17 protein-coding genes are annotated in these 22,218 nt (G+C 72.3%); 7 read left to right on the top strand and 10 right to left on the bottom strand.

Annotated features, from left to right (window positions below; translation table 11 throughout):
- Positions 1–28: 28 nt before the first annotated feature.
- Positions 29–3,637 carry a BadF/BadG/BcrA/BcrD ATPase family protein gene (locus WME85_RS37880; RefSeq protein WP_437827988.1) on the bottom strand — a complete coding sequence of 1,203 codons (3,609 nt, stop codon included), beginning with the start codon at positions 3,635–3,637 and terminating at the stop codon, positions 29–31.
- 320 nt (positions 3,638–3,957) lie between these two features.
- On the opposite strand from WME85_RS37880, the gene WME85_RS37875 reads away from it, so the two are divergent.
- Positions 3,958–4,698 carry a TetR/AcrR family transcriptional regulator gene (locus WME85_RS37875; RefSeq protein ID WP_437827986.1) on the top strand — a complete coding sequence of 247 codons (741 nt, stop codon included), beginning with the start codon at positions 3,958–3,960 and terminating at the stop codon, positions 4,696–4,698.
- A gap of 33 nt (positions 4,699–4,731) precedes the next feature.
- On the opposite strand, the gene WME85_RS37870 is transcribed toward WME85_RS37875, so the two are convergent.
- Entirely contained in the window at positions 4,732–5,478 is a 747-nt protein-coding gene (locus WME85_RS37870; protein ID WP_437827983.1) for a glutamine amidotransferase, read from the bottom strand.
- A gap of 78 nt (positions 5,479–5,556) precedes the next feature.
- Here WME85_RS37870 and WME85_RS37865 point away from each other — a divergent pair, with 78 nt between their 5' ends.
- Entirely contained in the window at positions 5,557–6,204 is a 648-nt protein-coding gene (locus WME85_RS37865) for a YkgJ family cysteine cluster protein (protein ID WP_437827981.1), read from the top strand.
- Positions 6,205–6,240: 36 nt separating this feature from the next.
- Here the strand turns inward: WME85_RS37865 and WME85_RS37860 are convergent, their stop codons facing one another.
- Positions 6,241–8,745, bottom strand: a complete 2,505-nt coding sequence (locus tag WME85_RS37860) for a hypothetical protein (protein ID WP_437827978.1) — start codon at positions 8,743–8,745, stop codon at positions 6,241–6,243.
- 31 nt (positions 8,746–8,776) lie between these two features.
- The gene (locus WME85_RS37855) at positions 8,777–9,466 is read right to left on the bottom strand and encodes a PGRP and LysM peptidoglycan-binding domain-containing protein (protein ID WP_437827969.1); all 690 of its coding nucleotides are present in this window, start codon (positions 9,464–9,466) and stop codon (positions 8,777–8,779) included.
- A gap of 28 nt (positions 9,467–9,494) precedes the next feature.
- On the opposite strand from WME85_RS37855, the gene WME85_RS37850 reads away from it, so the two are divergent.
- Entirely contained in the window at positions 9,495–9,653 is a 159-nt protein-coding gene (locus WME85_RS37850) for a hypothetical protein (protein ID WP_437827966.1), read from the top strand.
- A gap of 140 nt (positions 9,654–9,793) precedes the next feature.
- Here WME85_RS37850 and WME85_RS37845 read toward each other — a convergent pair whose 3' ends face one another.
- Positions 9,794–12,313 carry an SUMF1/EgtB/PvdO family nonheme iron enzyme gene (locus WME85_RS37845; RefSeq protein ID WP_437827965.1) on the bottom strand — a complete coding sequence of 840 codons (2,520 nt, stop codon included), beginning with the start codon at positions 12,311–12,313 and terminating at the stop codon, positions 9,794–9,796.
- Between the two features lie 98 nt (positions 12,314–12,411).
- On the opposite strand from WME85_RS37845, the gene WME85_RS37840 reads away from it, so the two are divergent.
- Positions 12,412–12,969, top strand: a complete 558-nt coding sequence (locus WME85_RS37840; RefSeq protein WP_437827962.1) for a DJ-1 family glyoxalase III — start codon at positions 12,412–12,414, stop codon at positions 12,967–12,969.
- A 19-nt stretch (positions 12,970–12,988) separates the two neighbouring features.
- Here WME85_RS37840 and WME85_RS37835 read toward each other — a convergent pair whose 3' ends face one another.
- Positions 12,989–13,561 carry a Uma2 family endonuclease gene (locus WME85_RS37835; protein ID WP_437827959.1) on the bottom strand — a complete coding sequence of 191 codons (573 nt, stop codon included), beginning with the start codon at positions 13,559–13,561 and terminating at the stop codon, positions 12,989–12,991.
- A gap of 154 nt (positions 13,562–13,715) precedes the next feature.
- On the opposite strand from WME85_RS37835, the gene WME85_RS37830 reads away from it, so the two are divergent.
- Positions 13,716–15,458, top strand: coding sequence for a carbon starvation CstA family protein (locus tag WME85_RS37830; RefSeq protein WP_437827957.1), 1,743 nt, complete (start codon positions 13,716–13,718; stop codon positions 15,456–15,458).
- Between the two features lie 57 nt (positions 15,459–15,515).
- Here WME85_RS37830 and WME85_RS37825 read toward each other — a convergent pair whose 3' ends face one another.
- Positions 15,516–16,565, bottom strand: a complete 1,050-nt coding sequence (locus tag WME85_RS37825) for a Glu/Leu/Phe/Val dehydrogenase dimerization domain-containing protein (RefSeq protein ID WP_437827954.1) — start codon at positions 16,563–16,565, stop codon at positions 15,516–15,518.
- Between the two features lie 297 nt (positions 16,566–16,862).
- Between WME85_RS37825 and WME85_RS37820 the strand changes: the two genes are divergently transcribed.
- Complete coding sequence (locus WME85_RS37820) at positions 16,863–18,392, top strand: AlkA N-terminal domain-containing protein (RefSeq protein WP_437827951.1); 1,530 nt, start codon at positions 16,863–16,865, stop codon at positions 18,390–18,392.
- Positions 18,373–18,951 (top strand): methylated-DNA--[protein]-cysteine S-methyltransferase, encoded by a 579-nt coding sequence (locus WME85_RS37815; protein WP_437827950.1) that lies wholly within the window; start codon positions 18,373–18,375, stop codon positions 18,949–18,951. The genes WME85_RS37820 and WME85_RS37815 overlap by 20 nt, the downstream gene beginning before the upstream one ends.
- 397 nt (positions 18,952–19,348) lie before the next feature.
- Here the strand turns inward: WME85_RS37815 and WME85_RS37810 are convergent, their stop codons facing one another.
- The 3 genes from WME85_RS37810 to WME85_RS37800 are packed head-to-tail and all read right to left on the bottom strand — an operon-like array spanning position 19,349 to position 22,096.
- The gene (locus WME85_RS37810; RefSeq protein ID WP_437827947.1) at positions 19,349–20,056 is read right to left on the bottom strand and encodes a thioredoxin-like domain-containing protein; all 708 of its coding nucleotides are present in this window, start codon (positions 20,054–20,056) and stop codon (positions 19,349–19,351) included.
- The gene (locus tag WME85_RS37805) at positions 20,053–20,751 is read right to left on the bottom strand and encodes a hypothetical protein (RefSeq protein ID WP_436621635.1); all 699 of its coding nucleotides are present in this window, start codon (positions 20,749–20,751) and stop codon (positions 20,053–20,055) included. The genes WME85_RS37810 and WME85_RS37805 overlap by 4 nt, the downstream gene beginning before the upstream one ends.
- Before the next feature lie 7 nt (positions 20,752–20,758).
- Complete coding sequence (locus tag WME85_RS37800; RefSeq protein ID WP_437827945.1) at positions 20,759–22,096, bottom strand: vitamin K epoxide reductase family protein; 1,338 nt, start codon at positions 22,094–22,096, stop codon at positions 20,759–20,761.
- Positions 22,097–22,218 lie beyond the last annotated feature (122 nt).

Here is a 22,218-nt window from a genome sequence, read left to right as displayed (position 1 = left end):
CCGTCCCCCCCTCGACCTCGGCCGTAATTCACGCTTCCAAGGGGACGACGGTCCCGTCGGACTGCTTCTTCTTCAGCTGCACGAGCCCCGTCTTCGGCGCGTCGGGCGGCGACACCGGCGCGACGTAGCTCCGCACCCGCTCGGCGAGCGCGGCGATCTCCCGCTCCAGCGAGGGATCGGTGATCTTGCGCGCCGCCTGCTGCTCCCGCTTCAGCTGGAGCAGCTCGAGCCGCTTCTCGTCGATGCGCTGGACGAGCTGCGCCTTCTTCTTCGCCGCGTCCTCGAGCGCCTCCTCGTGCAGCTTGAGGCTGTGCGCGTACGTCTTCACGCGGATCTTGATCGAGCCGCCCGGCTTGTTCGCGTCGATGTCGTGCAGCGCGGCGTACGGCGTGGCGCTCGAGCTCACGATGCTGTCGATGATGCCGTAGGTCGGCGCGTCATGGCCGCACTTGAAGCTCGACAGATCGAGCAGCACGACGTTCGGGTGGCGGGCGGCGAACTTGACCGCCCAGACCTTCTGCGCGCTGTTCGCCGAGTAGTTCTCGGGCCAGACGTCGTTGATGTCGAGCGGGTGCTGGCCGTTCGCGATCTCGTCCTTGAAGTACCGCGCGAGGTACTCCATGTCGCGCGGGATGGACCGCACCGAGAGGATCGGATAGCCGAGCACCTGGAACTCCTCCGGGATGCCGTGGTTGAGCCCCGGATCCGAGTGGTACGGCCGCCCGACCATCAGGATGGCGACCCGGTTCTCGGCCTCGACCGTCTCCAGGATCGCCCGCCCCTTGTCCTGCAGGTCGCGCTCGAACTGCGACAGCGCCCGCATCCCCTCGCGGTGCGCGTGGTCGCTCTCGTCCTCGGTGATGCCGAGCCGCGGGCCCCAGGTCTCGAACATCCGGCGCGCCGTCAGCGTCATCTCGGAGAACGTGAGCGGCGGATCGAGGTACTCGATGCCGCGCGTCTTGAAGAAGTCGACCTCCTTCGTGAACGCGGCCTTCATGACGTCCGGCACGCCCGCGACGATCGGGCAGCTCGTCTTGTCCATCACGCCCTCGCCGAAGCTCGGCACGTGCGTGAGGATGGGGAAGAAGATGTAGTGGAGCTTCTTCTCGTCCGAGTGGTGGTGGAACAGGAGGTTGTGGACGTGGGCCTGCGCCACCTTCGAGGGGAAGCACGGGTCGATGGAGCCGTACTTGCCGCCCTCGACCCACATCTCCTCGCTCGTCGCGTCGCTGAAGACGACGTTCTGCTTGGGGATGCCGAGCGCCTCGAAGTAGGCTCGGTAATACGGGCCCGTCGAGTAGATGTTGAGGACGCGCGGGATGCCGATGCGGACGCGGCGGAGGCGCTCGCGCGTCTCGGGGCCGCTCCGCCGGAACGGGCGCGTCGTCTCCACCCGGCGGATGCCGAGGAAGCCCTTCTTGACGACGACGTCCTTCACCGGCGCTCCCTCCTCGGGCAGCGGCGCCGTGTCGTAGAAGTGCCGGAAGGCGAGCTTCGACTCGTAGTCGACGAGGTTCGGGAACTGCTTCGCGATCTTCTTCCGCTCGGCGACGAGCGCGAGCATCGCCTGCTCGCTCTCGACCGTGCCCTTCTCGCACGAGAAGCCCGAGATGTAGCGGCTCGTCGTCCCGTCAGGCCGCTTCGCGTCGATGAACGTCCGCTTGCACTCGTTCGGGCAGAAGTGGCAGACCGTCTCCTCGTCGTTCTTCGTCGTGTATTCGAGCGCGATCGCCGCGTCGATGCCGATGAACGTCGAGCGGCCCCGGCGCTTCACGACCCGGAGCGTCTCGAACGCGGCGCCGAGCGCGCCGGCCTCGCCCGTGTGCGGGTGGACGAACACCTCCGCGCCGGGGACGCGCTCCTTGATGTAGTCGACCTGCGCCTTGACCGCCGCGAGGTTGTACTGCGTGCCGCCCTGGAGCACGTAGCGCGTGCCGAGCGCCGCGAGCCGCGGGATCTGCACGACGTACTGCCACACGTTCTTCGGCAGCACCTGCGCGAGGCCGGCGAGCAGCTCCTCCTTCGAGAAGCCCTCCTTCTGGAAGTTCACCCGGTCGGTGTCGAGGAAGACGGCGCAGCCGTAGCTGAACTTCGGCGCGAGCTCGGCGCCGAACGCCGTGTCGGCGTACTCGGTCACCTTGAGGCCGAACTGGTCGGCCATCGCCTGGAGCAACATGCCGTTGCCCGCAGAGCACGAGTTGGAGAGGCGGAAGTTCGCGATGTCGCCGTTCTTCATGAACAGGACCTTGATGTCCTGTCCGCCGATGTCGCAGATGACGTCGACGTCGCCGAAGAACTTCACCGCGCTCATCATGTGCGCGACGGTCTCGACGATGTTGACGTCGGCCCGCATGCACTCCTGGAGCACGTCGGCCGCGTAGCCGGTGCCGCCGAACCCGAGCACCTCGAGCGTCGCGCCCTGGTCGGCCACGTACTGCCGGAGCTGGGCCAGGAGCTCCTTCGCGTCCTGGATCGGGTTGCCCTTCGAGAGCTGGTAGGCCTTGCAGACGATGTTGCTGTCCTCGTCGATCAAGACCGCCTTCGACGAGGTGGAGCCGCCGTCGAGGCCGATGACCCCGCGCACCACCTGGCCGGGCTCGAGCTTCATCGGCGTGAACCTCGGGATGCTGTAGAGCTTGCGGAACTCGTCGACCTCGTCCCGCGTCTTCACGAGCGGCGGGCCCGCGCTCTCGCCGAGGCGCGCCTTCCTGCCGTTCGTCATGTACTCGACGAGCCCCGCCTTGCCGGCGTAGCGGCCGACCTCCGGCGCCTCCTTGAGCCCGTACACGCAGGCGCCGAACGCCGCGTAGTACTGCGCGTTCTCGGGGACGAAGATCGTCTCCTCGACCGGCCGGTCCTTCGGCCAGGCATAGCCGCGCTCGTCCCAGGTCTCGGGGATGCGCTTGCGCCAGCACTCCTGGAGGAAGGGGAGGTAGGTGTTGGGGCCGCCGAGCAGGATGACCTTGTGCTTGAGCGTCGAGCCGCGCGTCAGCACCGACAGGTTCTGGAGGACGATCGCGTCGGCGAGCGAGCAGAGGATCTCCGTCGAGGGGATACCGCTCTTCACGAGGTTCACGATGTCCGTCTCGGCGAAGACTCCGCACTTCGCGGCGACGTGGTGGAGCTTCGAGTCGTCGAAGTGGATCTTCACCACGTCGGACGACGGGAGGCCCACCTTGATCATGCACTTGTCGATGGTGGCGCCCGTGCCGGAGGCGCACTTGTCGTTCATCGACGGGGCGGCGGTCTTGTCGCCGGTCTTCTCGTCCCGCTGGAAGATGATGATCTTCGCGTCCTGCCCGCCGAGCTCGATGACGCTGCCCACGTCGGGGTGCAGGTTCTCGACGGCGAGCGTGACCGCGTTCACCTCCTGGACGAACTTGGCGCCGAGGCCGGGGCAGAGGGGCGCCGCGCCGGAGCCCGTCATGAACACCCGCCAGCTCTCCCGGGGAGACGCGGGGAACGACGCCTCGATGACCTCGAGGAGCTCGAGCACCTTCTCCGGCTGCTTCGTCTGGTGCCGCTGGTAGTCGCTCCAGAGAATCTCGAGCGTCTGCGGATCGAGCACGACCGCCTTCACCGTCGTCGATCCGACGTCGATGCCGACCACGACCGGATCCTGGATCTGCCTTCCCATCGGGGCTCCTCCCACCGCCGTAGCCGGCCGCCAGCGGTCCGACTGACTGGCTGGTCAGTCGTGATGGCTACAACGGGATGCCCGGAAAATCAAATGATTCGGTGCGTCTCGGGCGTCGTGGAACGCCGTTTTGCCGGGATCTGTGTCCTGGGCGCTCCCGGGCGCTCCGGGCGCGCACGGTTCCGCCGTCGCGCTCGGTGCGGGGTGTCGTACGCCTACCGAGGATTTTTCCGGAGCTTGTCGCGCGGCGTTCCCGCGCGGCCCCGGGGGGAGACATCGAGCCCCAGGTGACGGGCCGGTGATGGTAAAGCGACCGGCCCATGGACAAGTCCGAGCGCCGCCAAGCCCTCCTGCGCGCGGCGCGCACCGTGTTCTCCGAGAAGGGCTATCACGAGGCGAAGGTCGATGACATCGTCGCGCTCGCGAAGGTCGCGAAGGGGACGTTCTACCTCTACTTCCCCGACAAGCGCTCGGTGTTCGGCGAGCTCGTGCGCGGGCTCTTCTTGCGGCTCGGCGGCGCCATCCTGCGCGTGGATCCGTCGGCGGACGTGGAGGCGCAGGTCAAGCACAACATCCGCGCGATCGTGGCTGTCCTGCTCGACGATCCGGCGCTGACGAGCATCCTCCTGTCGCACGCGGCGGGGCTCGATCCGGCGTTCGTCAAGGAGCTGCGCGCGTTCCGCCAGGAGGTGAAGCTGCTGCTGGAGCGGAGCCTCGCGGACGGGCAGCGGCTCGGCATCATCGAGCCGGGGGACACGGAGCTCTACGCGACGTTCACGATCGGCGCGCTGAAGGAGGTGCTGTTCGAGAACGCCCTCGAGGAGCAGGCCCGCCCGCGCGAGCGCATCGTCACGGCGCTCTACGACCTCCTGCGGCGCGGCTACCTCCGGATGGACGCCGGGCGCGCGGCGCCGCCCGCGGAAGCGGAAGGCGAGCGCGGCGAGCGCGGCGAGCGCGGGGAGGGGAGCCGCGCCCGCGCGCCCGCGACAGGGCACGCCGTGCGCGAACAGCCGGAGCGGCCGAGCCCGGCGCGCCGCCGCCCGAGGGCGAAGAGGGACTGACCGGCGCGTCAGTCAGGCGGGTAATTACCCCGGTCAGGCCGACGGCGTACGTCCGGCGCCGCGCGCGACGATGTGCTCGATGAAGTTGTGCAGCGTCCGGGTGCCGAGCTGATCCGGGGAGATGCGGGCGAGGAGGGCCGGGACGTCGAGGCCCTCGGCCGCGAGGATCTCGCGCCGCCACGCGATGTAGCCGGCGATGACGTCGTGGTCCATCTCGGGGTGGAACTGCACGCCGTAGCAGGTGTTGGTGAAGCGGATGACCTGGTGGTCATCGAGCTCGGTGAACGCGAGGCTGCGCGCGCCCTCGGGCAGCGCGCCGACCGTGTCGATGTGGGTCGCGTGCGTCTCGAAGCTCGACGGGAGCCCGTCGAAGAGAGGGTCGTCGGCGCGGCGCTGGACGCGGATCCGGCCGATCTCGCGGCCGCGCGGGTTGCGGATGACCTCGCCGCCGAGGGCCTGGGCGAGGATCTGGTGGCCGAAGCAGATGCCGAACGTCGGGGTGCCGGCGCGCACGACGTCGCGCAGCCACGCCTCGGCGCGGAGCATCCAGGGCTCGCGGTGGGGGACGTTGGCCGACGAGCCGGTGATGACGAAGGCGGCGGCCTCGTCGGCGTCGGGCGCGGGGAACTCGCCCGCGCGGGCGTCGAAGGTGGCGTATCCGCCGCGCCAGGCGGCCCCGATCGTCTGCTCGATCAGGGCCGAGAAGTGGCCGCGCCGCTCGAGGACCGGGGGAACGGGCTCGCCGGTCTTCACGATGACGATCTTCTTGTCTCGTACCACCCTTTCAACATAGCAGAGCGGCCGCCGGCCGAGGGCGGGACTTGGCAGCGCGGGGCGGGAGCGCGAAGATGCTCCCCCATGTCCGCCTATGTCGTGTCGCGCCCGGTATGGCGCCGGTTTCGCCCGCGTTTCCTGGCCCGCGCCGCGGCGCACGTCAGGGCGGGCGGACACGCGGCCATCGTGCTGCCGGACGAGCGGGTCGATCTGCTGCTCTCCGTCGACGCGCAGGGCAAGCTCACCGAACTCGGCCTGTGGTCGCTCCTGTCGATCGAGCAGCAGCGCTTCCGCCGCGTGACCGAGGGCCCGGCCCAGGGGCTCGCGACCGCGCGGGTGAAGCGGCAGTACGAGGGGTCGGTGCTCGACTGGTGCGAGCGCGACAGCGTGCACCCCGGGGCGCTCCGGGACGTGGCGCTCGACTGCCTCGCCTGCGGGGCCTGCTGCCACGACGCCAACGTGGTGCTCGACGACGACGACCTCTCGCGCTGGCGGGTGGCCGGGCGGGGCGATCTGGCGGGGCGCAGCTACGTGCGGCGGGCGCGGGACGGGAAGATCACGCTGCGCTTCGCCGCGACCGGGCGCTGCCAGCACCTCGGCGAGGACCTGCGCTGCGCGATCTACGAGCTCCGGCCGGACAACTGCCGCGCGTTCGTCGTGGGGAGCGAAGCGTGCCTGTCCGCGCGCGAGGAGACGCTCGGGCTGCGCGACGGAGCGCCGGTCGAGCGGTAGGGGGCGCCGGGGGCCGCCCGTTTCCGGACCACGACCTCACGAGTCGACGAGGAAGTCGTCGAGGTCGCCGTCCCACGTGTTCACGATGCGATCCGGCGCGAAGCCGCGAAGGCGCAGGATGCACATCCCGCAGAAGTGATCTGCGCTGGGCAGGTAGCTCATCAGGCAGGTCTTGTCGTTGAGGTCGTGGAACTTGGCGAACGTCCGGAGATCGGACGTCTGCGCGAAGGGCGGGAGGTTGCTCCGGTAGTACGGCGCGTGGCAGAGCCCGCTCGCGTGGCCGATCTCGTGCGCCGTGGTCAGGATCAGGTGCGCCCCCGCGTCGCTCACGCAGATCGCGCCGAGCCGCCGCGCGGATGTCGTGGAGAACAGCTCGACATCCATGCCGCCGGCGTCCATCTGGAAGCCGGCGAGCGCGTTGCTCCCGTCGACCGCGGCGAGCTCACCCGCGTGCAGGACGACGAGCCCCTCGCGGCTCTGGTCGTCGCAGGCTTCGATCTGCTGCTTGCAGAGGTGCTCGGCCACTTCCCGCGCCGCGCGCTTGCAGCGCGCCAGGTATGCCTTCTCCAGCGCGTTCCACTCACAATCGACCGACGGGACGCCGAGCACGCGCGCGAGCGCGCTCTGTACGTCATCACGCCCCTTGAGGAGCGCGAGCAGGATCTGGTTGAGGGGAGGACGCGCCCTCTGCGCCGCGCTCTGGCTGCTCGGCGGCGGCTCGCCGCGCTGCTTGGCCACAAGCGCGGCCAGCCTCTGCTTGCGATCGTCGATCTCGCTCTTCTTCGTGCTCGACCACAGCGAGGTGTCGTCGATCATCTGGCTGTAGTTGGACCTCCCCAGCGTGTACGCGCACACGCGCTCGACGCACTGCTCGAGGCTCCGACAGCGCAGGAGCGTCGTGTCGTCCATCTGCGGCGGATGCACCGCGACGTCGAAGAAGTGAAATTCCTTGTTGGGTGTCCCGTCGAACGCGAAGTCTTCGTCGTAGCCGTCCTCGGAGCGGATCGCGCGCCTTATCTCCTGGTGGTCGTCGGGCGGCGCGACGGGATGTACGACGTCGATGACGATCCCTGCCGGCTCGAAGAGCCTCGCCACCGCAGCGAAGTCGAGGTTGGCGACGCCCGCGTGGCTCTTCTGGTACGCGGCCACGTCGAGGCTCCGCAGCACGCGGAACTGCACGCGGGCCGAGGCTGGCAGGCCGGCAGGGCTCGTGTCGAACTCCGCGTCGTGGAGTCTCCAGGGCTGGAGCCGCCCATCGGGTCGCGCCACGAGCGCGAGGACGGCGCGCATCGCGTAGCCGTCTCCGGCGATGGTCGAGGGCCGGAAGAGGACTCCGCTCATTCCCAGGCTCGGCTCCTCCGGCTGGACGCGCGAGACCGCCGTCCACGGAGCCCGCGGTGGGATGCCCGCCATGAAGGGAAACGCGTCGGTGCCCTTCGAGGCCACGAACACGTCCGCCCGATCCCGCTTGCCGCCGTCTTGCCCATGACAGTTCCGCGAGCCCGGCGGATCGCGGCTGTCGCGACCGGACACGGTCCTGTCGAGGTAGGCATCTACGAACGCCTTGGCTCGACCGTTCTGGATGGCCAGCTCGGGGAGCGGCTCGCGCTGCCAGAGCAGCCAGAGATCGCCGAGCGCCTGCGGGACGAACACGCAGTCCTGCACCCCCTGACCGCTCGTCGACAGACGCACGGGCACCCGCGCGATCATGGGAATGTAGGGGCCCTCTCCCCACGCCTCCGCGTGCGCCGAGAACCGCGGGTCCTCGCGGCCGGTCGTGCAGTGCATGTCGTGGACGCTCTGCGCGAAGAAATTGCTGCCGAGGACGACGGCGTGCTCGGCGATCGCGCCCGGGCGAGGTGCGTCCTTCTTGAGCCTGTCGAGCACGGCCGCGTGCTCCGGGCGCGTCCTCTCGCCCCACGCGAGCTCGATGGTGTGCGCGAGGACGGCGAAATAGGTCCACGCGATCGGGTACCGGACGGGCTCCTCGCCGTGCAGCCCCATGGCCGTCACCTTGAGCTTGTAGGGCGACCGCGCCGCGGTGACGACGCCTCCCGCGAGGACCGCGCGGACGCGCCCGTCCCAGGAGGTGATCGGCGCGTTCCGGCCGTTCACGAGCGTCCTGTTCGTTTTGCCGAAGAACCACGTCTCGAGCGGCGTGACCTCGCCCGCGGCGAAGAGCTCGACCTTGAGGCCGTAGAGGCGGTCGGCCTGGAGGAGGTCCACGTCGAAATAGGACGTCTCGGCGAGGGGAGCGAACCAGTACGTGATCGGGCACGCTTGCGCCGTGTTGGCCGGGTCGAAGTGCTGGTCGAAGGTCCCGAACGACGTCGATACGCGCGTCGACCCATGGTTTCGGATCCGGATCGCGGCGACCCCCGCCTGGGACTTCATCGTCGGCACGAGCGTGTTGAGCCCCGACGACACGGTAGGACGGACGAGCGCAGGACGGGTGGGGCTGCCGAGCAGGGCGTCCGGCAGGTGGAAGCCGTCGTAATCGGGGAAGTCGGTGTGGAACACGGGTGCCGGGTAGTCGGCCATCGGTGCGAGCTCCTGTTTCGCGGCGTCGCGGTCATTCGGCGTCGTGCCGCGCCCGCAGCGCGGCGATCGTCGCGTCGTCGACGGCGCCGGTCGGCTCGAGGCCGGCGGCGGTCTGGAAGGCGCGGAGGGCCGCCTCGGTCTTTGGCCCCATCGCGGAGTCCACCGCGCCGCACGCGAACCCCAGGTTGTTGAGCCGCGCCTGGAGGCCGGACAGGGACTCGATCGGATCGAGGTGACCGATGCGGAGGGGCCAGCGCGCGAACGGCGCGGCGCCCCCGTCGCCGCGGAAGACCGTCAGCTCGCCCGTGCCCGAGGTGGGCATCACCCAGTGCTCGACGATGCCGTCGGACCCCACCCTGCCTTCGTAGCGGCGCTCGCCGAGCGTGAGCGTGTAGCGCTCGCCCGAGAGAGGATCGCCGCGCTCGTCCCTCAACGCGAAGCGGATCCGCACCGGGATGCCCCTCCGCCGGAACACATGCCGTCGCCCTGTCTCGCAGGCGGCGCTCTTCGTGCGGATCGGGATCAAGGTCACGCGATCCCCGGGCAAGAGCACCTCCGGATCCTCGCGCGCGGCCTTGAGCTCCGCGTTCGCTGGCAACTCCCAGAGCGTCTCCCAGAAGAGGCCGTGGCGTTCGGCGATGGACGACATCGTGTCGCCCTGGACAACGATGTAGTCCCCGCTTCCCGCGGGTCGCATCCCGTCGCGCACAGAGTCGGACATCGTGGGATCGATGGTAAGGGTACGGGGCTTGACCCTGCAACTCGCGCCTGGGCTCGTCGAAGGTGTCGTCGTGCGCTGGGAGTGGACGGTGCTCGGCGAGCGCGCGCTCGAGGTCACGAAGATCCCGTGCGCCGACGTCTCGCGGCCTCGGGGCGACGCGGCATCGCCCCTGGGAAAGCGACGCTAGTTCAACAACTTATCCGTGCATCGAGGCGGCCGCGGTCACTTCACAGCCTGCGGGAGCAGGCGTGGACTGCGCGCCGCCGCCGACGGCGCGTGCGTCGCCGCCCACGACCTGGCCCGGCACCACCTCGTTCACGGCCTCGTTCACGGCGCCGGGGCGTTCTGCTGGGCCGGCGCGCCTTGCTCGGCCGGGGCGCCCTCCTGCGTCGGCACATCCATGGCGCAGCGGAAGCCGATCCAGGCGTGCGCGGTCACGGGCGCCGCGGCCGTGCGGTACGTGGCGGAGATCTTCTCCGGGCCGTCCAGGAAGCTCCCGCCGCGCACCACCTTGAGCGGGAACGACGGGTCGCCCTGCGGGTTCTCGCCGCCGGGCGGCGGGAAGACGAGGCCGTCCGAGACCCACTCGGACACGTTGCCGGCGAGATCGTAGACGCCCTCCGGCGTGCGATCGCTGGGGTGGGCGCCGGACGCGCAGGTCGCCACGTCGGCGCCGCGCGCGAGGCAGCCCTCGTTGCGGTCGTAGCAGGCGCGCTCGCAGGTCGGCGCGTCGTCGCCCCAGACGTAGGCGCGCCCCGCCGCGCCGCGCGCCGCCACCTCCCACTCCGCCTCCGTCGGCAGCCGGCGGCCCCGGAAGCGGCAGTAGCTCTCGGCCTGGGAGTAGTCGACGCAGTTGATCGGGTGCCCGGTCGCGCCGCGGGGCTCGTTGCAGCGCCGCGACCAGGTCTCGGCCTCTCGCTGGTCCTCGGGCGCCGCCGGCGCCTGCGCGCCGGGCAGGAGCTCGGGCGTGAGCGAGACGTGATCGGCCGTCGAGCACATGCGCTGCTGCATGCAGGCGCGGTAGGCGCGGACGGTCACCTCGTTGCGATCGATGTAGAAACCGCGGGTGAGCGTCACCTGGCGCGCCTCGCCGGCGCCGCCGATCGTGGCCGTGAGCGGCGCGATGTAGACCATGTCGGCGGGCGGCGCCGGGAGCGCCGCCGCCGCCGGCACCGCGGCCGAGGCGCTCTCGGCGGGGACGGCGGTGTCGACCGCCGCCGCGCTGGCCGGGGCCGACGCGGCGCGCCCGGCCGGCGACGCCGCGGCCGAGGAGCGCGCGGCGGGCGCCCGCGCCGGCTTCTTGCTGTCGGGCGCCTTCGCCAGGAACAGGAAGTACGCCGCCGCGCCGGCGCCGCCGAGCAGGACCGTCGCGAGGAGGAGCCAGGGCAGCGCCGCGCGCGCAGGGCTGCGGCCGCCCTGCGGCGGGGCGACGGGCGGCGCGGCGTGCGGCGGCGCGCCCGCGGGGAGCGCCGCGTGAGGCGGCCCGCCCGCCGCGGGAGCGGGGTGCGGGGCGGCCGCCGCAGGGTGGGCGGGCGGCGGGGAAGGCGGGCGCGCCGCGGGGTACGCGGCGGGCGCGACCGTCTCGATCATGGAGTCGTCGACCTGCGCGGTCCGGGAGCCACCTGTCGCGAGCGCGCTGGCCGCCCCCGCGGCGCCGCCCGTCGCGCCGGCGGCGCGGGCGTCCGCGAAGCCGCTCGCGCCGCCGTGGCTCACCTTGACGACGGCGGGCCGCGCCGCGCCGGGCGCGAGCGAGTCGGCGAGCACCGTCGGCCCGACCGGCGAGCCGGCGTCGCCGGCCCCGACGCCGAGCCCGCGCGCGGCCGCGTACTCCGCCGTCGACAGGCCCCCGGCGTGCTCCGCGCCGGGCGCGTCGAGCCACGCGCCCGCGCCTGCGCCCGAGCCCGCGCGCTCGCCGCGCGCCGCCGCCGAGAGCGCGTCCCAGAACTCGCCCGCGCTCGTGAAGCGGTGCTTCGGCTCGATGGAGAGCGCCTTGTCGAGCACGCGCTCGATCGCCTCCGGCGCGTCCGGGAGCCCGCGCGCCCGCAGCGTCGGGCGCACCGCCGGGTCGGCCGAGGCGATGTAGAGCTGCGTGGGGTCGTCCCCCTCGAGCGCGCGCTTGCCGCTCACGAGCTCGACGAAGATGAGCGCGAGGGCGAACACGTCGGTCCAGGGGCCGGTCGCGCCGCGGGCCTTGTTGAACTGCTCGGGCGCCCCGTAGCGCGGCGTGAACGCGCTCGGCCCCTGCCGGGTCGCCGCGAGCGCCTCGGTGAAGGTGGGGTGGTCGGCGAGCACCTTCGCGATGCCGAAATCGAGCACCTTCAGCGTCCGCGCCCCGCCGACCTCGGTGAGGAACAGGTTCGCGGGCTTCACGTCCCGGTGCGCCACCTTGTGCGCGTGCGCGACCGCGAGCGCGCGGGCGGCCGGCGAGAGCAACTGGAGCGCCTCGGCGATCGACATGCCGGCCTCGCCGCGGTCGCGCCGGTCGCGGAGGTATTGCCCGAGCGTCTGGCCCTCCAGCCACTCCAGCACCAGGTAGGGCACCCACACGCCGGCCCGGGTGGTGAACGCGCCGACGTCGAGCGCCTGCACGATGCCCGACGTGGCCCGCGACAGCCGGTGCAGGATCCGCCCCTCGCCGCGCAGCGTCTCGAGCAGCGCGTCGCGCTGCGCGGCGTCGAGCGAGGTCGGCAGCTTCAGGCACTTGATCGCGATGAGCTCGCCGAAGCCCTCGTGCACCCCGCGGTAGACGACGCCGAACCCTCCATCGCCGATGACCGTGTCGACGCGGTACTTCCCCTCGATGGTGTGTCCCGCGAGGCCGAACGGGTCGTCGGAGGGCTCCGTCATGCCCCGCTCCTAGCGCGGAGCTGTCCCCAGGCAAAGGGGGTCGGCGCCCGGCCTGGCTCCGCTTGCATCCGGCGGCGCGCGGCGCCATGCCGGCGGTCATGAAGACACCGCGAGCGCTCGTGATCCTGGCCGAGGGGGCCGAGGAGATGGAAACGACCATCATCGTCGACGTCCTCCGGCGCGCCGAGGTCGAGGTCGTCCTTGCCGGGCTCGACGGCCCGGGGCCGGTGCGCTGCAGCCGCGGCGTGCGCCTCGTGCCGGACGCGGAGCTCGCGGCGGCGGCGGGCGACTTCGACGTCGTCGTCCTCCCGGGCGGCAAGGGCGGCGCCGACCGGCTGGCCGCCTCGCCGGCCGTCGGGGAGCGCCTTCACGCGCAGGCGCACGCGGGCCGCGCTGTCGCGGCGATCTGCGCGGCGCCGATCGCGCTCGCGGCGCACGGGCTGTTCCAGGGCAGGAGGATGACGTGCCACCCGTCCGTGAACGGCGTCGTGTCGGCGCACGGCGAGCTCGTCGCGAGCCCAGTCGTGGAGGACGGGCAGCTCGTGACCAGCCAGGGGCCTGGCACCGCGCTTCCGTTCGCGCTCGCGCTCGTCGCGCGGCTCCGCGGCGAGGAGGTCGCGGCGAAGGTGCGCGCGCCGATGATGCTGCCCTCCTGAGCGCGGGCCGCCGCCCGGGCTATGCGTCCTCGTCCCAGAGCGGCGCGAGATCGAGCTCGATCGCGTCGAACGGCTCGGCCCGCACCGTCACGTCGCCGTGGAACGTGGTGACGAGCAGCCATTTCCCCCCGAGCAGCCGGAAGACCTCGAGGGTCCTGATCTCCGGGTCGGCGAGCCACAGATGGCTCACGCCGCTCGCCGCATAGAGCGGCATCTTGTCGCTGCGATCGGTCGCGGCCGTGCTGTCCGCTGAGAGCACCTCGCAGATCCAGTCCGGGATGACCGTCAGGGGGCCCGTCCTTGGCGCCGCGAAGCGCGTACGGCGCCATCCAGCGAGGTCGGGCACGCGAATGTCGCCGCTGAAATCGATGCGCGGCTCGACACGGAAGACCCAGCCTCCGGGCCCCCCGTCCTTCCCGAACCGGAACGGCCCCCCGAGCAGGCTGGTCAGGTTTGACTGCGCGGCGGAGTGAGGCTCGTTCGGTCGCGGGTGTATCACGAGCTCACCGCCGACGATCTCGCCGGTGTAGCCCTCGGGGACGGCGTCGAGATCCTCCCACGTCTTCGGCAGATCCCTCGCGGCTTCGGCCATGGCGGCAGCATAGCCCAGCGGAGGAGGGGAGTCGGCCGGGCGCTCGCTGCCCGCCACCCGGCCCGCCGCCCACCACCGGCCCGCCGCTGCCCGTCGCAGATCAGGCCCGTTTGCAGGACCACAACCGCGCGCGGTTGGCCTTATACTGCGCCGCGTGCTGCCGCTGCTAGCCCTGACCGTCGTCGTCGTGCTGTGCCTTGGCTACCGCTTCTACGGGAGGCTCGTCGCGCGCAACTACGCGCTCGACGACAGCGTCGTGACGCCCGCGGTCAAGGTGAACGACGGCGACGACTACGTGCCCACGAAGCCGTTCTACCTCTTCGGACAGCACTTCAGCGCCATCGCCGCCGCGGGGCCGATCGCGGGCCCGATCCTCGCCGGCCAGGCGTTCGGGTGGCTCCCGTGCGTGCTCTGGATCTCGATCGGCGTCGTGTTCATCGGGGCGGTACACGACTTCTCCGCGCTCATCGCGAGCGTCCGCCACGAGGCCGAGAGCGTCGCCGAGATCGCGAAGCGGCACATCGGCCGGCGCGCCTGGCTGTCGATGATGGTCTTCATCTGGCTCGCGCTCGCGTACGTGATCGTCGCCTTCACGGACATCACGGCGAGCACCTTCGTCGGCAAGACCGAGGAGTTCGAGGGCGGCACGTTCCAGTTCAACCCCGGCGGCGCCGTCGCCGCGGCGAGCGCCGCGTACCTCGGGCTCTCCGTCGTCATGGGCGTCGTCGAGCGGTACCTCAAGCCGCCGCTCTGGCTCACCACCCTGATCTTCGTCCCCGCGACGCTCGGCGTCGTCTGGATGGGCACGAAGATCTCGACCGCGTTCGTGCTGCCGGTCGACAACCCGCAGCGCGCGTTCGGCCTCATCATCCTCGTCTACTGCTTCGTTGCCTCGCTCCTGCCGGTCTGGCTGCTCCTCCAGCCGCGCGGCTACCTCGGCGGGTTCGTCCTCTACATCGCGCTCGCGGTGGGCGTGATCGGGATCTTCTTCGGGAACCTCCGGTATCCGGGGGAGTTCGAGCTCCGGCAGCCCGCGTTCACCACGTTCAACGCCCCCGGCGCGACCGGCGCGCTCTTCCCGTTCCTCTTCGTCACCATCGCCTGCGGCGCCTGCTCCGGCTTCCACGGGCTGGTCTGCTCCGGGACCACGTCCAAGCAGATCTCGAAGGAGTCGCACACGCACTCGGTCGGCTACGGCGCGATGCTGGCCGAGGCGTTCGTCGCGCTGATCGCGCTCGCGACGCTCGTCATCGTGGCGCAGGGGACGAAGCTGCCCGGGCCGGGCAAGATCTACGGCGACGGCATCGGCAAGTTCCTCACGGTGATCATCGGCAAGGAGCACTTCCTCTTCGCCGCGACGTTCGGCGCGATGGCGTTCTCGACCTTCGTGTTCGACACGCTGGACGTCTCGACGCGCCTCAGCCGCTACATCCTCGAGGAGCTGTTCCACTGGAAGGGGAAGGTCGCGTCCGCGGCGGCGACCGCGCTCTCGCTGGCGCCGCCGACGCTGTTCATCATGACCGCGCGCCCGCCCGCGCCCGGCGTGCGCCCGGCGTACCTCGACTTCTGGACGCTGTTCGGCACGAGCAACCAGCTGCTCGCGGCGCTGACGCTCCTCGCGGTCACGGTCTGGCTGCACCGCGAGAAGCGGCGCATCTGGTACACGGCGGTCCCGATGGTGTTCGTCATGGCGATCACGGTGTGGGCCCTCGTCCTCCAGGTGCGGACCTCGCTCAACGCGGTGCGGACCGAGGGGTTCTCGCTGAACGCGACGACGATGAACGGCCTCGTCGGGCTCGCGCTGATCGGGCTCGCTGTGTCGCTGCTGGTCGAGGCGGTGAAGGCGATGAAGAACGGCGGGCCGGCCGCGGAGCCGGTGGCCGGCCCGGCGCGCTGAGGGGCGCCCGGGCGAACGGGGACAGCGGGCGCCGGGAGAGCGCGGCGCGCCCGGGCGTCACCCCGCCGCGGCGCGCTCGCGCAGGCGCTGCTCGGCCAGCCGCTCGGCGGCGAGGTGCGGCGGGGCGCCGTCGACCTTCGCCATGTCGAGGACCCGGAGGACCGTGTCGTAGATGGCGTGGACGCGCCGCTCGACCTCCGCGCGCGGCCAGCCGAAGAGATCCGCGCCGCCGCTCAGCACGCCGCCCGCGTTGGCGACCACGTCGGGCACGTAGAGGACGCCGCGCGCCGCGAGCGCGTCGCCGTGGCGCGGCTCGAGGAGCTGGTTGTTGGCCGCGCCGGCGACGATCTCCGCGCGGAGCGCCTGCACGGCGCGGTCGTCGAAGACGCCGCCGAGCGCGCACGGGGCGAAGATGTCGGCCTGGATCGAGGCGATCTCGTCCGGCGGCGCGACGGAAGCCCCGAGCTCGGCCGCGACGTGGCGGGCGCGCTCTGCCTCGACATCCGCGACGATGAGCCGCGCGCCCGTCCGGTGGAGCTCGGCGGCGAGCCGGCTGCCGACGCTGCCGCAGCCCTGGAGCGCGACGGTCCGGCCGGCGAGGTCGTCGCTGCCCCAGCGGTGGCGGGCCGCCGCCTGGATCGCGCGGAGCACGCCCCTCGCGGTCCACGGCGACGGGTCGCCCCCCTCGCCGGCGAGACCCTTGACGTGGCGCGTCTCGCGCCGGATGAGCTCCATGTCCGCGGGCGTGGTGCCCACGTCCTCGCCGGTGATGAACCTGCCGCCGAGGCGCTCGATGAACCGCCCGTGCGCGCGGAAGAGCCGCGCCCGGTCGAGCGGCTCCGCGCCGCTGCGGAGGATGACCGCCTTGCCGCCGCCGACGTCCATGCCGGCCAGCGCGTTCTTGTAGGTCATGCCGCGCGACAGCCGCAGCGCGTCCACGAGCGCGCCCTCGTCGCTCGCGTACCGGAGGAGCCGCGTGCCGCCGAGCGCCGGGCCCAGCGCGGTGCTGTGGACGGCGATGATCGCGCGGTAGCCCGCGGGCTCGTCCGCGCAGAACAGCACCTGCTCGTGCCCCATGGCGGCCAGGGTGTCGAAGACGCTCTTCATGCCGCGCCGAGCGTACCACCCGGCGCACTCGGCGCGGCCGCCTGGGCCGGCGCGCCCGGCGTCCGGCCCGCGCCGCGGCTCACCCGGCGCGGCGGGACGGCCAGGCTCGGCGGGCTGCGGCGGCGATGGGACCGCCGATGGCGGCGGGGGAGACCGAAGCAAATAGCAAACAAGTTCAAATACTTGGTGTCCTGAGCGAGCCTCGCTGGGGGCGCGCGCGACCGCCGCTGCCAGCGTCCTCCCTCTCAGGTCCGAAAAGCGCCAGAGGCGCGGCGTCCCCCGCGCTAGACGCTCCGCATGCGCCTCGACGAAGACGCTTGTTACCGCGCGCTCGAGACCCGCGACCATCGCTTCGACGGTCGCTTCTTCACGGGCGTGCGCTCCACGGGCATCTACTGTCGCCCGGTCTGTCCGGCGCGCACGCCGAGGCGGGAGCGCTGCGTCTTCTTCCCTTCGGCGGCCGCCGCGCAGGAGGCTGGCTACCGCCCGTGCTTGCGCTGCCGCCCTGAGGCCTCGCCTGGGACGCCCGCGTGGCTGGGCACGTCGGCGGTCGTCTCGCGGGCGCTCCGGCTCATCGCGGAGGGCGCGCTGGACGACGCGGACGCCCCGGCGCTCGCGGCGCGGCTTGGCGTGGGCGAGCGCCACCTGCGGCGGCTCTTCCTGCGGCACGTCGGCGCCCCTCCGCTCGCGGTGGCGCAGACGCGGCGCCTGCTCTTCGCGAAGAAGCTCCTCGACGAGACCGCGCTCTCCATGACCGAGGTGGCGCTCTCGTCGGGGTTCTCGAGCGTCCGCCGCTTCAACGACGCGATCCGCGCCACCTACGCGCGGACGCCGCGCGAGCTGCGCCAGGCCGCCGCGAAGCGGGGCGGCGGGGCGGCGCGAGCGGACGCCGGCGCGCCGGACATCGCGCTCCGCCTCCCGTTCCGCCCGCCCCTCGACTGGGGCGCCCTCGCGGGCTTCCTCGGGGCGCGCGCCATCCCTGGCGTCGAGTCCGCTGGCCCCGGCGTGTACCGCCGCACGGTGCGCGCGGCTGGCGGGCACGGCGTGGTCGAGGTGCGCCCGGTGCCCGGCGAGCCTTACCTCCTCGCGCGGCTGCGCCTGCCCGGCACCGAGGGGCTGATCCACTGCGCCGAGCGCCTGCGGCGGCTCTTCGACCTCGGCGCCGATCCCGACGCGATCGCGGCGCACCTCGGGGCTGACCCGCGGCTCGCCCCGTGGGTCGCGGCGATGCCGGGCGTGCGCGTGCCTGGCGCGTGGGACGGCTTCGAGCTCGCGGTGCGGGCGATCCTTGGCCAGCAGGTGAGCGTGCGCGCCGCGACGCAGCTCGCCGGCCGCCTCGTCGCGCGGCACGGCGAGCCGCTCTCGCTGCGCGGCGGCCTTCTACCCGAGGACGCCGGCGGGGCGCTCTGCTTCGTCTTCCCGGCGCCCGAGGTGCTCGCCGCGGCCGACCTGACGGATCTCGGCCTGCCGCGGGCGCGCGCGGCGGCGATCTCCTCGCTCGCGGCGCGCGTGGCGGGCGGCGAGGTCGCGCTCGACGCCTCGCGCGGCCTGGAGGAGACGGTGCGCGCGCTCGCGGGCCTGCCTGGCATCGGCGAGTGGACCGCGCACTACATCGCGATGCGGGCGCTGCGCGAGCCTGACGCCTTTCCGGCCACGGATCTCGGCCTCCGGCGCGCGCTCGGCGGCATCTCGGGCGCGGGTCTCCTGGCGATGGCGGAGGCGTGGCGCCCGTGGCGGGCCTACGCGGCGATGCTCTTGTGGATGGCGGACGCGCAGGGAGCGCGTCCTGCGGAGAGGGAGGTGTCGAGTGGAGCTCTCATTGGATGAGGTCGAGACGCCGGTCGGGCCCTTGCTGCTGGTGGCCGGGGGCGGCGCGATTCACGCGCTCGAGTTCGCCGACTGCGCGCCGCGCCTCCACCGCTCGCTGGCGGCGCGGTATGGCGCCGTCGTGCTCCGGGGCGCCGCGGACCCTTCTGGCTTCTCCAGCCGGCTGAGGGCGTACCTGCGCGGTGATCATGTCGCGCTCTCGGACATCCCTGTCGAGCCTGGCGGGACTCCCTTCCAGCGCCGCGTCTGGGCGGAGGTGCAGCGCATCTCTCCTGGCGCGACGCGCACGTACGGCGAGGTCGCCGCGACGCTCGGACAGCCGTCGGCGTCTCGCGCTGTCGGCCTGGCGAACGGCCGGAACCCGGTCTGTCTGGTCATCCCGTGCCATCGGGTCATCGGGGCCGGCGGAGAGCTCACGGGCTATGCTGGTGGCCTCGAGAGGAAGCGATGGCTGCTCGCGCACGAGGCCGGCGCCGCTGTGCGCGGCTCTCCGGAGCGCTCCGGCCTCGCGGCGCACGTGCATGCGCAGGCAGACCGCCTGACGTCCGGACGATCTTGAAATGAAACAACGTCACTGCCGTGACTCAGATGCTCATCGGGCACGGGGCCAGATGAGGTGAAGCCTGATCGCGCCCGTTGTGTTTCGGCGCCAATCGACTCCGGCGCGCCAAGGAGCCGGGCCAGCACCGTGTCGCCCGGTTTCATTCCTGGTTCCGTGTCGACCGCAGGCCCCCGGGGAGGGGGCTCGTCGCGCGGGGCAGGGGCGGGCTGATGTTTGAGCGCAATTGACGTCCTGTGTCCGGCGTGCGCAGCACGTCGGGCACAGGACGTCCCACGCGAGTTCAGCCCGTCCCTGCCCCGCGCGACGAGCCCCCTCCCCGGGGGCCGCTCGTCTCGGCACCCCCCTCCCACCTCTCCCACCTCCGAGCGCTCGCTCCCGCGGCGCCCCCCGCCGATTACTTCTTCGCCCCGAGCAGCGCTGCGATCGTCGGGTAGTCGCTGTCCTCGACGGCCCCCTGGATCACGCACGTCACCTGCCCGCTCGGCGCCGCGATCGCGTGGATCGGCAGCTCGTTCGCTTCCTTGACGCCGAGCGACCGCAGCCACCCTGCCCGCTGGGGCCCGTCGGGCAGCCAGTACGAGGCGCGCACCCCGGTGCCCGGCTGCGCCTCCAGGAACCGCGAGAGCTGCCGCTCGTCGTCGTCGATGGAGATGAACGCCAGGTCGACGAGCACGCCGGCCGCCCGGAGCTTCTGCTGCCACCCGAGCAGGCGCGGCATCTCCTCCAGGCACGGCTTGCACCACGCCGCCCAGAAGTTCACCCACACCCACTTCCCCACGCCGAACCCGATGTTCGCCGGCAGCTTCTCCGCGCCGTTGGCGGCGACCGCCGTGAGCCCGCCCGACGAGGGCGCCGGCCTTGGCGACTGCCCCGCGCACAGGAGCCGCGGCGCGGCCGGCGCGGCCGTCACCGCCGCGCTCGCGGGCGCCCTCGCGCTCGCGGTCCCCGCCGCGCCAGGCGCCGTCACCGCGTTGCTCCGCCCCTGGCCCGGCGTCGGCGGCGGCGGCAGATCCGCCTTCTTCTCCCCGTCGCACCCGCCCGCGAGCCCTGCGGCCACGGCCAGGGCGGCGAGGGCGCCGCGGAGCGCGCCGCTCCTCCTCACAGCTGGCAGTCCACCCAGGAGACGAACGCGCTCCGGTTGATGGCCTCTGCCGTACATGCCTTGTTCTTGCGCGAGACGTTCCATTGGCAGTATTCCGCGCCGAGCTGGGCGAACTCGTTCCCGAGCCACAGCATCCCGACCTTCTTGTCCAGGTCCTGCTCCTTGTACTTGTCGGAGATGTCGAAGAGCACGCTGTTCGCGCGCTTGTGCGACAGGGTCCGGTTGAACTCCGGCGTCCCCGTCTTCGACGCCCGCGCCACGATGAAGAAGTAGCGCGCGCCGCGCCGATCGAGCCACATCTCCTCGATCATCTTCTTCGAGTCGTCGTCGAGCTTCTCCGAGCCGTCGTCGAACATCACGACCCCGCCGCGCCCCTTCAGCGGCGTGAAGAGCGCGTTGAAATCGTCGTCGCTGATCGACGCGAGCGTCTTCACGTCGGCCGGCTGGCACCCGCGCCGCGCCTCGGCCCCGACCAGGCCGCACGCGTTGAGCACCCGCTGCAGCACCGTCTTGAACGCCGGCGTGCAGTACGGCGCCTCGGCGTCGTTGGCGATGGCCACCGCCGGCCTCACCGCCTCGGCCACCCCCGTCTTCAGGCGCTGCGAAGCGGCCTGCACCTGCCCGTGCACCGTCACGCCGGACGCGACCAGCATCGCGCACCCGGCCACGATCCCGATGATCCCTGCGCCTCTCATGACCACCTCACCTCGTCCGGAGGGCCGGCGCGAGCTGCCTTATCGCATACGACAGCCCGATGTCGGTATCCTCGTCACAGAGCCGCGTCGTCCCCAGGAACATCTGCGGCGTCGAGACCGGGAGCTTGTTGTCCACGATGTACCGGAGCATCCGGTTCAGCCGCAGCGCCGTCTCCTTCGAGTCCATGCACGCGTCGAGCCCCGGCCAGCGCTGCCGGATCGCCGCCTGCACGTTGGCGACGCCCGCCCCCGCCTTCGCGCCCTCGAGCAGCTCTTCCTGGTTGTCGTAGGCCCACTCGAGCACATCCATCGCCCGGTGGTCGCTGCAGAGGATCGCCTTGGAGAGGAGGCACGCGCCCGGGTGCACCGGCCGGTCGAGCATCCAGTTGCAGTCGCTGTCCAGCGGGAAGAGCACCAGGGTCGTGTCGAGCTTGTCGAACACCCCCTCGGAGACGAGCCGCTGGTGGAACGCCTTGCACGTCGGGCAGAGCGGATCGACGAAGATCGTCGCCGGCTGCACCGCGCCCGCGGGCTTCACGTGGAGCAGCGCGCCGTTCGGCTCGGTCGGCTTCTCCAGCTTGCCGCAGCCGTTCAGGTAGCTCGCGTAGCTCGGCAGCGCGCTCGCGTAGAGCAGCGCCGGCGTCACCGTGCACGCGCCGAGCGCGACCAGCCACCCCGGCAGGAGCAGCTTCGAGCCCATGCGGCGCGCCGGCGCGGGGGGCGCGGCGCCCGGCCCTTCCACGCCGAGGGGCGCCATCGGCACCGTGGGCCCCACCCCGGCCGCGCCCGCCGCGCTGGCTGCGCGCGGCGCCGCGCCGGACCAGGCCGCGGCGCGCGCCTCCCTCCGGTCCTCGAGGAACGCCCAGATGCCGCCGGCCGCGAGCAGCGCCGACGAGACGTACATGCCGACGCACGTCTTGCAGAACACCCCGAGGCGCACCGCCGAGATGATCGCCATCATGAGCGACACCGCGAGCGGCGTCAGGCCGGCGACGAAGAGGAAGTGCGCCGCGCGCCGCGGCGCGTGCTCGGCGGAGAGCAGCACGTAGAGCGCGAACGCCGCGAAGAACGCGAACGCCCCCAGCGCGAACAGCGAGATCGGGATACCGCCCCAGAAGCTCTCCCGGAACAGGGCGGAGTAGGGGCTGTACATCGCGACACGGCAGGCCGTGTCCGCGCCCGCCTGCGCGCCGAGGCCGGGGATGAAGCTGCAGTGCAGGTCGTGGACCTGCCGGTCCAGGTGCCGGATGTAGTCGAACGTCGACGAGGCGCTGAACGCCAGCCCCAGCAGCGACCCGCCGAGAGCGAGCGCCGCAGGCCAGCGAGGGCTACGACTGCGTGACATGGCCGAGTGGTTACGCGAGGGCAGGCAACGCGTCAAATAGGACGCCGGCGCGTACGGGCATCTCCCGAGGCCCCGGCGCGCCCCGCCGGAGGCCGGCGCGAGACGCGCCGCGTTGAGCCCGC

It is taken from the genome of Sorangium sp. So ce1153, assembly GCF_051521595.1.
Classification (GTDB): Bacteria; Myxococcota_A; Polyangia; order Polyangiales; family Polyangiaceae; genus Sorangium.
The sequence above is the reverse complement of the archived record's forward strand: the minus strand, read 5'-3'. Positions and strand labels throughout refer to the sequence as shown.